We start from the raw sequence: 229 nt of genomic DNA, 5'->3' as shown, positions 1-229 counted from the left end.
AGTACACGCCATTGGTGTCACTCACTTTGTCGGCAAAATATTGAGTGTCGCAGGCATCGGTAATAAGACCTAGCTCATCACGCAACCATTGAATCACGGCCCCGCCCATAAATACCGAGCCTTCTAAGGCATAATTCACTTTTGCATCAGTACCAATAGCAATGGTGGTTAATAAACCATGGGTTGACTCGACAGCTTTGACACCGGTATTCATTAACAAAAAACACCC

1 protein-coding gene is annotated in these 229 nt (G+C 45.0%); it reads right to left on the bottom strand.

Annotation, left to right across the window (positions count from 1 at the left end; all coding sequences use genetic code 11):
• On the bottom strand, window positions 1-229 hold a 229-nt coding region (locus tag AAEZ03_RS29170), incomplete at both ends, for an FGGY-family carbohydrate kinase (protein ID WP_350583509.1).

Source organism: Pseudomonas sp. HY2-MNA-CIBAN-0224, assembly GCF_040310285.1.
GTDB classification, from domain to species: Bacteria; Pseudomonadota; Gammaproteobacteria; order Pseudomonadales; family Pseudomonadaceae; genus Aquipseudomonas; species Aquipseudomonas helleri.
Note: the sequence above shows the minus strand (reverse complement) of the source record. Positions and strands in the feature narration are given on the sequence as shown.